Below are 13,200 nucleotides of genomic sequence, written 5' to 3'. Positions count from 1 at the left end.
GGCTCAGCGGCCGCGCATGTTGCCGCGCATGCCCTTCATGCTCGTCGGCACCGGGCCCTTCGGCAGCGGGATGTTGGAGCGGTTGGCGTCGAGCGCCCGGAGCCGGCCGATGAGCTCGGTCTGCTCGTAGGGCTTGAGGTTCTTGCCGAGCTTCTGGATGTGGCGGACCAGCTTCGGCAGCGGGACCTCGCCCTCGCCGCGGCCACAGATGACCTCGTGGATCGGGGCCTCGGCGGCGACACGCTCGTGCTTGCGGCGCTCGTTGGCGAGCAGCGTCCGCAGCCGGCCGGCGTTGCCCTCACCGACCAGGACGATGCCCGGAGGGCCGACGACCCGGTGGACGACGTCCTGCTGCTTGGTGAAGCCCACCATCGGGTAGGTCTTCCAGCCGCGGCGCAGCATCGACAGCGCGCTCGCGGCGGCACCGACCTGCCCCTCCATCTGGCCGTACGCCGCCTTCTGCGCGCGGCGGCCGAAGATGATCACCGCGGCGAGCAGGCCGAGCAGCAGGCCACCGACGACGGCCATGACGACGTCGAACCAGCCGCCCTGCGGGGGCAGCACCCAGAAGAACGCGGCGCCGAGCAGGCCGACGACGAAGAACGAGCCGAACACCCACAGCCCGAGCCTCGTGTCCGTCCGCTTCGCCATCCGGTAGGTGGCGGCGATCTGCTGGCGGCGCTTCATCTTGTCGGGCTCGACGTTGGACATCGCGGTGCGTCCTGGCTCTCTTCTGGTGGTGAGGATCGTGGGTCAGGCGGGGGAGGCGGCGCGCGCCTCCATGGCCTGACGGTACAGCCGTCCGGCGCGGTAGGACGAACGGACCAGCGGCCCGGACATCACCCCGGAGAAGCCGATCTCGTCGGCCTCGTCCTTGAGCTCGACGAACTCCTCGGGCTTGACCCACCGCTCGACGGGGTGGTGGCGCACCGAGGGGCGGAGGTACTGGGTGATGGTGATCAGCTCGCAGCCCGCGGCGTGCAGGTCGCGCAGCGCCTGGGAGACCTCCTCGCGGGTCTCGCCCATGCCGAGGATCAGGTTGGACTTGGTGACCAGCCCGAAGTCGCGGGCCTGCGTGATCACGTCGAGGGAGCGCTCGTAGCGGAATGCCGGCCGGATCCGCTTGAAGATCCGCGGCACCGTCTCGACGTTGTGGGCCAGCACCTCGGGCCGGGACTCGAAGACCTCGGCCAGCAGGTCGGGCTTGCCGTTGAAGTCCGGGATCAGGTTCTCCACCCCGGTCTCGGGGTTGAGGTCGTGGATCGCGCGCACGGTCTCGGCGTACAGCCAGGCGCCGCCGTCCTCGAGGTCGTCGCGGGCGACTCCGGTGATGGTGGCGTAGCGCAGCTCCATCTTCCTGACCGACTCGGCGACCCGGCGGGGCTCGTCGCGGTCGAGCGGCTGCGGCTTGCCGGTGTCGATCTGGCAGAAGTCGCAGCGGCGGGTGCACTGGTCGCCGCCGATGAGGAAGGTGGCCTCGCGGTCCTCCCAGCACTCGAAGATGTTGGGGCAGCCGGCCTCCTGGCACACCGTGTGCAGGCCCTCGGACTTCACGAGGTTCTGCAGGTGCTTGTACTCCGGACCCATCTTCGCGCGGGTCTTGATCCACTCCGGCTTGCGCTCGATCGGGGTCTCGGCGTTGCGGACCTCCAGGCGCAGCAGCTTGCGGCCGTCAGGGGCGGTCGGAGAGGCAGTCACGTCGCCCAACTGTACGCCGGGGGCCCAGCGCAGCCGAATGCCGGACCCACGGGCCGATCGCAACTCCGCGTGCCGCGGATCAGGGCACGTCCCGGCGTCGGAACGACCACACCGACAGCGCCACGGCGGCGGCCAGGAGGACCCCGAGGTTGCGGGCTGCGGTGGCCAGCTCGAGCCGGCCGAAGCCGCTGCAGTCGACGCCGTCCGGTGCGGGTCCCCGGCCGAAGCACGCGGACGGCGACTCGACGTAGTACCGGGCGCCGTCCCAGAGGATCGCGGAGATGTTCTTGTGCGGGTACCACTGCTCCCCGACGCCGAGGGTCGCCAGCACCACCGTCGCGCCCGCGACGACGGCGAACATCGCGCCGAGCGTGAAGACCGTGCTGCGGAAGAGCATCGTCACCGCGTAGGCGCCTACTGCCGCCGCGCCGATCAGCAGGACTGCGCGGCCGGCGCTGGCCGCCACCCACCCCGGCACCTCGGGCGGGACCTCGAGGCCCCGGGAGTCTGCGAGCAGCACCAGACCACCCGCGAAGGCGACGAGCAGGACGGCGGACGTCGCCATGGCCAGGAGCAGCACGGCCCCGGCCTTCGCCAGCCACACCCGGGCCCGGCGGGGCTCGAAGAGCAGCTGGTTGCTCATCGAGCCGGAGTTCCAGTCGGCGCCCGCGAAGGTGGTGCCGACGAGCATCAGCAGCCCGAGCATCACGGTGATGACGGCCAGGCCCGCGGTCCGGAACGCCGTACGGACGCCGAGCTCCTGGCGGTAGAGGTACCAGTCGAGCTGCGGGCCGGCGAGCTCCTCGCAGGCGGCCGGGTCGGCAGCGCCGTGCAGGTCCGGGTTCTTCTCGCAGCGGGCGATCTCGCGCTGCACCCAGGGCTGCTCGCGGTCCCGCTCCAGCTCGGCCTGCGCTGACCGCATCTCCTCGGGGGACACTGGACGGGTCTCCCAGGCTGTACCCCCGAGAGCCACGGCGGTGGCGAGCGCGCAACCGGCCAGCAGGACGGCGACCGCGCGTCGCCAGCGCAGCCGGGTCAGCTCGACGAGGATCAGGCGGGTCATCGGACGGCCTCGCTCTCGGCGCCGAGGTGCTCCCCGGCGGTCAGGTCCAGGAAGAAGGTCTCGAGGTCCGGCCGCAGCGGGGTGAGCTCGGACAGCCAGATCCCCTGCTCGCCCAGCAGGCGGGTGATCTCGGCGGCCGGGCGGTCGGTCTCGACCGTGAGGCTGCCGTTGACGTGGCTCACCTCGAACCCGGACGCCGTGAGGGCACCGGCCGCGGCGGCGAGGTCGGGCGCGCCCACCCGGAACGCCGTGCCGTGGCCCAGCAGCTCGTCGACGCTCCCGGAGGCCAGCAGCCGGCCGTTGCCGATGATCGTGGCGGAGGTGCAGACCTGCTGCACCTCGGCGAGGATGTGGGAGCTCAGCAGCACGGTCACGCCGGTCTCGCTCAGGGTACGGATCGTGTCCCGGATCTCGCGGATGCCGGCGGGGTCGAGGCCGTTGGTCGGCTCATCGAGGATCAGCAGGTCGGGCTCCTTGAGGAGCGTCGCCGCGATCGCCAGCCGCTGCTTCATGCCGAGGGAGTACGACTTGTAGCGGTCCCCGTCGCGGCCGGTCAGCCCGACCGTCTCGAGCGCCGCGTCGATCCTGGTCGACGCGACCCCGCGCGAGTCGGCGAGCAGTGCGAGGTTCTGGCGCCCGGTGAAGTTGGGAGCGAACTTCGGCATCTCGACGACCGCGCCGACGCGGTCGATCACGTGGGGGAGCCGCTTCGGCAGCGGCTGGCCGAAGAGTCGCATCGTGCCCGTGGTCGGCCGGGAGAGCCCGAGGAGCATGCGGATGGTCGTGGTCTTGCCCGAGCCGTTCGGCCCGAGGAAGCCGTGGACACCACCGGCCGGGACGGCGAGGTCGAGGCCCTGGACGGCCACCCTCAGCCCACCCCGCCGGGTGCGGTACTCCTTGCGGAGGCCCTTGGTCTCGATCACCAGATCCGCCACGCCGCCCCCACCGTCCCCGAAGTCACGAGCGAGGATCCTGCCACCCCGGGTTCGAACGGCCCGCGCCGGCCTCGCCGGGGAGAACCGGTCAGGGGGTGACGAGCTGGATGCGCGGGGTCCGGCCGGGCTCGGGACGGGGCTCGTAGTCGGGGGTCGGCGTGTAGTCGGACCAGGAGAGGTACTCGCGCAGGTGGCGCTCGGCGAGGGGCAGGACCTCGGCGATCGTGACGTCCCGGCCGAGCTCCTTGCTCAGCGAGGTCACCCCGGCGTCGGCGATGCCGCAGGGGACGAACCGGTCGTACCAGCCGAGGTCCACGTCGCAGTTCAGCGCGAAGCCGTGCATCGCCACGCCACGGCTGACCCGGATCCCGATCGCGGCGATCTTCCGCTCCGGGCCCCTGTCGTCGGCCTGCAGCCAGACCCCGCTGCGCCCCGGCACCCGCGCGGTGGTGACGCCGAGGTCGCGGCAGACCGCGATCAGCGCCTCCTCGAGGCGGCGTACGTAGTCGACGACCTTGACGTGGTCGGGCAGCGTGACGATCGGGTAGCCGACGAGCTGGCCGGGGCCGTGGAACGTGATCTTGCCGCCGCGGTCGACGTCGATGACCGGTGCGCCGCCGGGGTCGGCCGGGCGCTCGTGGGGGTCGGTGCGCTTCCCGGCGGTGAAGACCGGCGGGTGCTCGAGCAGCAGCACGGTGTCGGGGGAGCGGCCCTCGACGACATCCGCGTGGACCCCGCGCTGGAGGTCCCACGCGGCGAGGTACTCGACGGCGTCGTCGCCGAGCCCGGCGACGCGGAAGGCAAGCTCGCTCACCCGGGCAGCCTACCTCCGCCCACTACTTGCGGGCCTTCGGCTCCTTGGCCAGCGCGGAGGCGAGGACCGAGGTGACGTCGCGGTCGCGGAACGAGAAGCCGGCGGCCTCCAGCGCGGCGGGCCGCAGGTTCTGGGAGCCCAGCACCTCGGGCGCCATCCGGCCGGCGGCCACCTTGAGCACCGGCGCCGGCACGAACGTGAGGGCCGGGCGGTTCACGGCGCGCGCCAGGGCCCTGGTGAACTCGGCGTTGGTCGGGGTGGTGGGGCAGCAGAGGTTCACCGGCCCGCTGAGGTCGTCGTTCTCCGCGAGCCAGGTGACCGCCGCGACCCAGTCGCGCAGCGAGATGACGGGGAAGTACTGCCGGCCGTCGCCCAGCCTGCCGCCGAGCCCGGTCTTGAAGAGCAGCCGCAGCTGCTTGAGCGGCGGGCTGGTCCGGTCCATCACGGGCGCGGTGCGGAGGATCGCGACCCGGGCGCCGGCATCGACCGCCGGCTCGGCCGCGGCCTGCCACTCGCGGCAGACCTGGGTCATGAGGGAGTCGCCGCGGCTGTCGGCGTCCTCGGTCAGCACCTCGCTGCCGTGGTCGCCGTAGAACGCGATCGCGTTGCCGGCGAGGAACACGGGCTTTGAGTCCGTCGCGGCGATGGCGTCGGCGAGCACCTGCGTGGTGACGACCCGGCTCTCGCGCAGCTCGCGCGCCCACTTCTCCGAGTGGGGGTTGCCGGCGGTGGGGGAGCCGGCGACGTTGACGACGACGTCGGCCTCCTCGATGAGGCCCTGGTCGACCTTGCCCTCGTAGGGGTCCCACGTGGACTCGTCCGGCGCCGAGCTCTGCTTCCGGGTGAGGGCCGTGACCGCGTGACCGCGGTCGATGAGGGACTTGCTCAGGTGGCGGCCCAGGAAGCCCGAGGCCCCGGCGATGACGACGTGGCGGGTCATGCCGCCAGCCTTGCAGCCCCGGTCAAGGGCTGGTCGTGGTGGTGGGGAGTGCCGCGACACGCCCGACACGCCGACCACGACATCTGGGTCCCACCATCGGGGCCCACCCCTACATATGGTGGCGGACGCAGCTGGTTCGACGCCCCACCCAGGGGTGTCGAGGCAAGAGGGAACCCGGTGTGACTCCGGGACTGCCCCGCAGCGGTGAGTGGGAACGACCGCCGTCATCAGCACTGGTCCGACGGGACCGGGAAGCGACGGCCAGTAGGGGTCGAGCGGTGCCACCCGGCGCCGTACGACGTGCCCGCGAGTCCGAAGACCTGCCAGCGCACCGCACCCGACGGGTGCGGTGGTCCGAGGCCTCGCGGGTGGGCCGACGGCTGGTACGACGCCGCGCGCGGCCCTGTCGGGGGCCCGGTGCGGGGTCGCCCGGTCCCCTCCCGCGTGTCCCGGACCTCCGAGACCGATCTCGCGAGGAGAGAGACATGACGGTCACCGAGACGCCCACCAGACGGGCGTCCATGCAGGTGCGCAAGCGCAACGGGGACACCGAGCCCGTCGACGTCAACAAGATCGTCCGGGCGGTCGACCGCGTCGCCCGCGACCTCGACGACGTCGACCCGATGCGGGTCGCGACCCGCACCATCAGCGGCCTCTACGACGGGGCCACCACCGCCGAGCTGGACCGGCTCTCGATCCAGACGGCCGCCGAGATGATCGGCGAGGAGCCGCAGTACTCCCGGCTCGCCGCCCGGCTGCTCGCCGGCTACATCGACAAGGAGGTGCGCAACCAGGGCGTCGCGTCCTTCAGCCAGTCCGTCGCCCTCGGCCATGCCGAGGGGCTGATCGGCGACGCGACCGCGGCGTTCGTCAAGGACAACGCCCGCAAGCTCGACTTCGCCGTCGACGACACCGCCGACCGGCGGTTCGAGTACTTCGGGCTGCGCACCGTCTACGACCGCTACCTGCTGCGGCACCCCACCACACGGCTGGTCGTCGAGACCCCGCAGTACTTCCTGCTCCGGGTGGCCTGCGGGCTCGCACAGAGCCCGGGGGAGGCCATCCGCTTCTACCGGCTGATGTCGTCGCTGGCCTACCTGCCGTCGTCGCCGACGCTCTTCAACTCCGGGACCCGGCACACCCAGATGTCGTCGTGCTACCTCGTGGACAGCCCGCGCGACGACCTCGACTCGATCTACAGCCGCTACGCACAGGTGGCGAAGCTGTCGAAGTTCGCCGGCGGGATCGGGATCTCCTTCACCCGGGTCCGGTCCCGCGGGGCGCTGATCCGGGGCACCAACGGGCAGTCGAACGGGATCGTGCCGTTCCTGCGGACGCTGGACTCGTCGGTCGCCGCGGTCAACCAGGGCGGCCGCCGCAAGGGCGCCGCCTGCGTCTACCTCGAGCCGTGGCACCCCGACGTGGAGGAGTTCCTCGAGCTGCGCGACAACACCGGTGAGGACGCCCGGCGCACCCACAACCTCAACCTCGCCCACTGGGTGCCCGACGAGTTCATGCGGCGGGTCGAGGCCGACGAGGCGTGGTCGCTCATCGACCCGGACCAGGCGCCGGAGCTGCCGGACCTGTGGGGCGAGGCGTTCGACGCGGCGTACCGGCGGGCCGAGGAGGAGGGCCGCTACGTGCGGCAGGTGCCTGCCCGCGAGCTCTACGGCCGGATGATGCGCACGCTCGCCCAGACCGGCAACGGCTGGATGACCTTCAAGGACGCCGCCAACCGGACCTGCAACCAGACGCGCGACCAGCATCCGGGAGAGGGGCCCGGCGGCCCGGTGGTGCACCTGTCCAACCTGTGCACCGAGATCATCGAGGTCTCCTCGGACGACGAGACCGCGGTCTGCAACCTCGGCTCGGTCAACCTCGCCCAGCACCTGGTCGGTGACCCCACGTCGGTCGAGCTCGTCGAGACCATCGACTGGGAGAAGCTCCGCGAGACCGTCCGGACCGCCGTCCCGCTGCTCGACCGGGTCGTCGACATCAACTACTACCCGAGCCCGGAGGCGGCCGCGTCGAACCCGCGGTGGCGGCCGGTGGGGCTGGGGCTGATGGGGCTGCAGGACGCGTTCTTCGCGCTGCGGCTGCCCTTCGACTCCGACGAGGCGCGCGAGCTCTCGACGCGGGTGCAGGAGGAGATCTACCTGACCGCGCTCGAGGTGTCCTGCGAGCTGGCTCGCCTCCACGGACCCCACCCCTCGTACGCCGAGACGCGGGCCGCCGCGGGCGTGCTGCAGCCGGACCTGTGGGACGTCACCGGCACCCAGACCGAGCGGTGGGAGCGGGTGCGCGGCGGTATCGCCGAGCACGGCCTGCGGAACTCGCTGCTGGTCGCGATCGCGCCGACGGCGACGATCGCGTCGATCGCCGGCTGCTACGAGTGCATCGAGCCGCAGGTCTCCAACCTGTTCAAGCGCGAGACGCTGTCGGGGGAGTTCCTGCAGGTCAACACCGCGCTCGTGCGCGAGCTCAAGGCGCGGGGGCTGTGGACCCCGGAGGTCCGCGACGAGATCAAGCGCGCCGAGGGATCGGTGCAGGGGATCGCCGCGCTGCCGGAGGACGTCCGGGTGCTGTTCCGCACGGCCTGGGAGCTGCCGCAGCGGGCGCTGATCGACATGGCCGCCGCCCGGCAGCCGTTCATCGACCAGAGCCAGTCGCTGAACCTGTTCATCGCCGGCCCGTCGATCGGCAAGCTCTCGTCGATGTACCTCCACGCCTGGAAGTCCGGGCTGAAGACGACGTACTACCTGCGGTCGCGCCCCGCGACCCGGATCCAGCAGGCGACCACCTCCGTCGAGTCGACCGCGGCCCGGCCCACGCCGGTCGAGCCCGTCGAGACCACTGGCGCCGACGCGATCGCCTGCTCCCTCGAGAACCCCGAGACCTGTGAGGCCTGCGAATGACCAGCCAGACGACCAGCCCCGACAGCACTGCGACCGACACGACCGAGACCCGGATGCTGCTCGACCCGGGGATGAACCTCACCCTGCGGCCGATGCGCTACCCGCACTTCTACGAGCGCTACCGCGACGCCATCAAGAACACCTGGACCGTCGAGGAGGTCGACCTGCACTCCGACCTCAAGGACCTGCAGCGGCTCACCGAGGCCGAGCGGCACCTGGTGTCGAGGCTGGTGGCGTTCTTCGCGACCGGCGACACGATCGTCGCCAACAACCTGGTGCTGAACCTCTACCAGCACGTCAACAGCCCCGAGGGCCGGCTGTACCTCTCACGGCAGCTCTTCGAGGAGGCCGTGCACGTGCAGTTCTACCTGACCCTGCTCGACACCTACGTGCCCGACGAGAAGGAGCGGCACGAGGCGTTCGCCGCGGTCGACAACATCCCGTCGATCAAGCACAAGGCCGACTTCTGCTTCAAGTGGATCGACTCGGTCTTCGAGCTGCAGGAGCTGCGCACGAAGGGCGACCGGAGGGCGTTCCTGCTCAACCTGATCTGCTTCGCGGCGGTGATCGAGGGGCTGTTCTTCTACGGCGCGTTCGCGTACGTCTACTTCCTGCGGTCGCGCGGCCTGCTCAACGGCCTCGCCTCCGGCACCAACTGGGTGTTCCGCGACGAGTCCATGCACATGGCGTTCGCCTTCGACGTCGTCGACACCGTCCGCGAGGAGGAGCCCGACCTTTTCGACGACGAGATGGCGCAGCAGGTCCGCGACATGCTGATGGAGGGCGTGGAGGCGGAGGCCCAGTTCGCCGAGGACCTCCTCGGCCAGGGTGTCGCAGGCCTGTCGACCGACGACATGCGGGCCTACCTCGAGCACGTCGCCGACCGCCGGATGCAGCGCCTGGGCCTCGAGCCGATCTACGGCTCGAGCAACCCGCTCGCCTTCATGGAGCTGCAGGACGTCCAGGAGCTGTCGAACTTCTTCGAGCGCCGCGTCTCGGCGTACCAGGTCGGGGTCTCCGGCTCGGTGTCGTTCGACGACGACTTCTGACCCCGAAATGACGCCGACCCGCCCGAAAGCTTCGGGCGGGTCGGCGTCAGTGCTTGCTCAGACCTCGAACTGGCCGGCCTCGAGCCGCTGCTTGACCTCGGTGAGGTAGCGGGCGGCGTCGGCGCCGTCGACCAGGCGGTGGTCGTAGGTCAGCGCGAGGTAGACCATCTGGCGCACCGCGATCGTCTCGCCGAGGTTCGGGTCGTCGATCACGACCGGACGCTTGACGATGGAGCCGGTGCCGAGGATGGCGACCTGCGGCTGGTTGATGATCGGCGTGTCGAACAGGGCACCGCGGCTGCCGGTGTTGGTCAGCGTGAAGGTGCCGCCGGAGAGCTCGTCGGGACCGATCTTGTTGTTGCGGGTGCGGTCGGCCACGTCGGCGATCTTGCGGGCCAGTCCCGCGATCGACAGGTCGCCGGCGTCCTTGATCACCGGGGTCAGCAGACCCTTCTCGGTGTCGACGGCGATCGCGAGGTTCTCCTTGTCGTAGTAGGTGACCTCGCCCTTCTCGGTGTCGATCGCGGCGTTGAGCGACGGGTGCTGCTTGAGCGCGTCGATGGCCGCCTTGGCGAAGAACGGCATGAACGACAGCTTCACGCCCTCGCGCGCCTGGAAGTCGGCCTTGACCGAGTCACGCAGTCGCGCGATCGCGGTGACGTCGACCTCGACGACCGTGGTGAGCTGGGCGCTGACCTGCAGCGACTCGACCATCCGCTTGGCGATGACCTTCCGCAGCCGCGACAGCGGCTCGGTCTTGCCACGCAGCGGCGACGGGGTGACCGCCGGGGCCTGGCCGGCCTGACCGCCCTGGGCGGCCGGGGCGGACGGAGCCGCCTCGGCGGGAGCCTCCTTGGCCTTCTTGGCTGCCTCGGCGGCGTCGAGGACGTCCTGCTTGCGGATCCGCCCACCGACACCGGTGCCCTTGACGCTCGACAGGTCGACGTCGTGCTCGGCCGCCATCTTGCGGACCAGCGGGGTGACGTACGACGAGGGCTCGTTGCGGTCTGCCGGCTGCTCCTGCTTGGGGGCCTCCTGCTTCGGGGCCTCCTGCTCGGGGGCCTCCTGCTGGCGCTGCGGCTCGGGCTGCTTCTGCTCGGGCTCCGGCTTCTTCTCCGGCTCGGCCTGCTTCTGCTCGGGCTCGGGCTGCTTCTCCTCCTGCTGCGGAGCCGGCTCCTCGGCCTTCTCCTGGGGCGCGGCGTCGCCCGAGCCGACGACGGCCAGCTCTGCGCCGACCTCGACCGTCTCGTCCTCCTGGACCTTGATCTCCAGCAGGGTGCCGGCGACGGGGGAGGGGATCTCGGTGTCGACCTTGTCGGTCGAGACCTCGAGCAGCGGCTCGTCGACGGCGACCTCGTCGCCGACCTGCTTGAGCCATCGGGTGACGGTGCCCTCGGTGACCGACTCGCCCAGCGCGGGCAGGGTCACCGGGGTGCCGGAGCCGCCGCCGGAGCCGCCGGACTCGCCGCCGGACTGCTCCTGCTGCTGCTGCGGCTCCTCGGCCTGCTGCTCGGACTCCTGCTCGGACTGCTGGGGAGCCTCCTCCTGCTGCTCGGCCTGCTCGCCACCCGACTCCTCGCCACCGGACTCCTCGCCACCGGACTCCTCGGAGCCGCCGGAGTCGCCGGCGGACTCGCCCTCGTCACCGATCATGGCGAGCACGGCGCCGACCTCGACGGTGTCGTCCTCGTTGGCCTTGATCTCCAGCAGGGTGCCGGCGACGGGGGAGGGGATCTCGGTGTCGACCTTGTCGGTCGAGACCTCGAGCAGCGGCTCGTCGACGGCCACCTGGTCGCCGACCTGCTTGAGCCAGCGGGTGACGGTGCCTTCGGTGACGGACTCGCCGAGTGCCGGGAGGTTGACTTCGGTCGCCATGGACTTCCTTCGGTTCGCTGTCGGTGACTTCGTTGTCGGTGTCTGTGCTGGGGGGATCAGGAGTGCGCGTGGAGCGGCTTGCCGGCCAGCGCGAGGTGGGCCTCGCCCAGCGCCTCGTTCTGGGTGGGGTGGGCGTGGACCAGCGGGGCCACGTCCTCGGCGTGGGCCTCCCAGCCGTAGATGAGCTGGGCCTCGCCCACGAGCTCGCCCACCCGGTCGCCGACCATGTGGACGCCGACCACGGGTCCGTCCTTGCGGCGGACGAGCTTGATGAAGCCCGACGTCTTGAGGATCTGGCTCTTGCCGTTGCCGCCGAGGTCGTAGGTCAGCGCCTCGACCTGGTCCTGGCCGTGGGCCTCGACGGCCTGGGGCTCGGTGAGGCCGACCGAGGCGACCTCGGGGTGGGAGTAGGTGACGCGCGGGATGCCGCTCTCGTCGATCGGGGTCGGCTCGAGGCCGGCGATCTCCTCTGCGACGAAGATGCCCTGCTGGAAGCCGCGGTGGGCAAGCTGCAGGCCCGGGACGATGTCGCCCACGGCGTACACGCCCTCGACGCTGGTCCGGCAGCGCTCGTCGGCGAGGACGAAGCCGCGCTCCATCTTCACGCCCTGCTCGTCGTACCCGAGGCCGTCCGTGGCGGGGCCGCGGCCGACGGCGACGAGCAGCAGCTCGGCCTCGATCACGTCGCCGCCCTCGACGGTGACGGCGACGCCGGCGTCGGTGGTCTTGACGCTCTGGAAGGGGGTGCCGGTGCGGAAGGTGATCTTGCGCTTGCGGAAGGCGCGCTCGAGGGCCTTCGAGCAGGCCTCGTCCTCGGCCGGCACCAGCCGCGGCAGCGCCTCGACGATGGTGACGTCGGCGCCGAACGACTTCCACACGCTCGCGAACTCGCAGCCGATCACGCCGCCGCCGAGCACGACGACCGAGCTCGGCACGCGGTCGAGCCGCAGCGCCTGGTCGGAGGTGATGACCTTCTCGCCGTCGATCTCGAGACCCGGCAGCGACTTGGGGTAGGAGCCGGAGGCGAGGACGACGTGCTTGCCGGTGTACGCCTTGCCGCCGACCGTCACCTCGCGCTGACCGGTCAGCCGGCCCTCGCCCTCGATGACGGTGACGCCGCGGCCCTTGACCAGGCCGGTGAGGCCCTTGAACAGGCGGGAGACGACGCCGTCCTTGTAGGCGTTGACGCCGGCCATGTCGATGCCCTCGAGGCTGGCCTTCACGCCGAACTGCTCGGAGTCGCGGGCCGCGTCGGCGACCTCGGCGGCGTGGAGCAGCGCCTTGGTGGGGATGCAGCCGACGTGGAGGCAGGTGCCGCCCAGGTTGCCCTTTTCGACGAGCCCGACCCTGAGCCCGAGCTGAGCCGCGCGGAGTGCGCAGGCGTACCCGCCTGAGCCTGCTCCGAGGATGAGTACGTCGAAGTCGGCGTCGGCCACGCTGATCCTTCCGTCCTGGACTTGTGGGGCCCCATCTTTGCACTCTTCGCCACCGTGTCCACACCGGGCCTTTCGGGTCGGATGGGACACTGGCGACATGGGCTTGTTCGACCGCTTCCGCCGCTCCGGGCCGCGCATGCGCCGTCCCGGGCGCGACACCGCCCGCACCGGCTCAACCACGGTGCGCGCCTCCGACGGCACCGACGAGAAGCACCTGCTCGACTTCGTGACCAGCCGTCGCGGCGTCGAGGGGTTCGTCGAGCCGCGGACGGCGGTCAGCGACGTCACGCTGCTGCTGGTGGCCCATGACGGGGAGTGGACCCGGCGGCGGGTGCCGTCGGTCGACTGGGCTCACAAGTTCGCCAACAAGCACCAGGTGCCGTCGTACGACGCGGCGGTCGTCGGCATCCCGCAGCGGATGCGGGAGTACAACCGCAGGCGCAAGCAGCAGGGGATCTGAGCCCCTGCCGCCTGC

The 13,200-nt window shown here is 71.3% G+C and carries 11 protein-coding genes and 1 riboswitch; of the genes, 3 read left to right on the top strand and 8 right to left on the bottom strand.

What is annotated here, in order from left to right; translation table 11 throughout:
• Positions 1 to 3 precede the first annotated feature (3 nt).
• From ACFP2E_RS04245 to ACFP2E_RS04220, 6 genes are all read right to left on the bottom strand, one after another.
• Positions 4 to 711, bottom strand: coding sequence for a DUF4191 domain-containing protein (locus tag ACFP2E_RS04245; RefSeq protein WP_378521357.1), 708 nt, complete (start codon positions 709 to 711; stop codon positions 4 to 6).
• Between the two features lie 42 nt (positions 712 to 753).
• Positions 754 to 1,698, bottom strand: a complete 945-nt coding sequence (gene lipA / locus ACFP2E_RS04240) for a lipoyl synthase (RefSeq protein WP_378521358.1) — start codon at positions 1,696 to 1,698, stop codon at positions 754 to 756.
• A gap of 79 nt (positions 1,699 to 1,777) precedes the next feature.
• The gene (locus ACFP2E_RS04235; RefSeq protein ID WP_378521359.1) at positions 1,778 to 2,761 is read right to left on the bottom strand and encodes a hypothetical protein; all 984 of its coding nucleotides are present in this window, start codon (positions 2,759 to 2,761) and stop codon (positions 1,778 to 1,780) included.
• Positions 2,758 to 3,696, bottom strand: a complete 939-nt coding sequence (locus ACFP2E_RS04230) for an ABC transporter ATP-binding protein (RefSeq protein ID WP_378539277.1) — start codon at positions 3,694 to 3,696, stop codon at positions 2,758 to 2,760. The genes ACFP2E_RS04235 and ACFP2E_RS04230 overlap by 4 nt, the downstream gene beginning before the upstream one ends.
• Before the next feature lie 88 nt (positions 3,697 to 3,784).
• A complete protein-coding gene (lipB, locus tag ACFP2E_RS04225) occupies positions 3,785 to 4,510 on the bottom strand; it encodes a lipoyl(octanoyl) transferase LipB (protein ID WP_378521361.1) in 726 nt (241 codons plus the stop codon).
• A 22-nt stretch (positions 4,511 to 4,532) separates the two neighbouring features.
• Positions 4,533 to 5,450: a TIGR01777 family oxidoreductase gene (locus tag ACFP2E_RS04220; RefSeq protein WP_378521362.1), complete on the bottom strand. Its 918-nt coding sequence runs from the start codon at positions 5,448 to 5,450 to the stop codon at positions 4,533 to 4,535.
• 115 nt (positions 5,451 to 5,565) lie between these two features.
• Positions 5,566 to 5,793: riboswitch (cobalamin riboswitch) on the top strand.
• A 142-nt stretch (positions 5,794 to 5,935) separates the two neighbouring features.
• On the opposite strand from ACFP2E_RS04220, the gene ACFP2E_RS04215 reads away from it, so the two are divergent.
• Together ACFP2E_RS04215 and ACFP2E_RS04210 are read left to right on the top strand one after the other, a co-directional pair.
• Complete coding sequence (locus tag ACFP2E_RS04215; RefSeq protein WP_378521363.1) at positions 5,936 to 8,365, top strand: ribonucleoside-diphosphate reductase subunit alpha; 2,430 nt, start codon at positions 5,936 to 5,938, stop codon at positions 8,363 to 8,365.
• Complete coding sequence (locus ACFP2E_RS04210; RefSeq protein ID WP_378521364.1) at positions 8,362 to 9,414, top strand: ribonucleotide-diphosphate reductase subunit beta; 1,053 nt, start codon at positions 8,362 to 8,364, stop codon at positions 9,412 to 9,414. The genes ACFP2E_RS04215 and ACFP2E_RS04210 overlap by 4 nt, the downstream gene beginning before the upstream one ends.
• Positions 9,415 to 9,471: 57 nt before the next feature.
• On the opposite strand, the gene sucB is transcribed toward ACFP2E_RS04210, so the two are convergent.
• Together sucB and lpdA are read right to left on the bottom strand one after the other, a co-directional pair.
• A complete protein-coding gene (gene sucB, locus ACFP2E_RS04205; protein WP_378521365.1) occupies positions 9,472 to 11,289 on the bottom strand; it encodes a 2-oxoglutarate dehydrogenase, E2 component, dihydrolipoamide succinyltransferase in 1,818 nt (605 codons plus the stop codon).
• 56 nt (positions 11,290 to 11,345) lie between these two features.
• Positions 11,346 to 12,725: a dihydrolipoyl dehydrogenase gene (gene lpdA, locus ACFP2E_RS04200; RefSeq protein ID WP_378521366.1), complete on the bottom strand. Its 1,380-nt coding sequence runs from the start codon at positions 12,723 to 12,725 to the stop codon at positions 11,346 to 11,348.
• A 97-nt stretch (positions 12,726 to 12,822) separates the two neighbouring features.
• On the opposite strand from lpdA, the gene ACFP2E_RS04195 reads away from it, so the two are divergent.
• On the top strand, positions 12,823 to 13,185 hold the full coding sequence (locus ACFP2E_RS04195; protein WP_378521367.1) for a hypothetical protein: 363 nt from the start codon (positions 12,823 to 12,825) through the stop codon (positions 13,183 to 13,185).
• Positions 13,186 to 13,200 lie beyond the last annotated feature (15 nt).

Origin of the sequence: Nocardioides sp. GCM10027114 (assembly GCF_042659625.1) — a bacterium.
Classification (GTDB): Bacteria; Actinomycetota; Actinomycetes; order Propionibacteriales; family Nocardioidaceae; genus Nocardioides.
The sequence above is the reverse complement of the archived record's forward strand: the minus strand, read 5'-3'. Positions and strand labels throughout refer to the sequence as shown.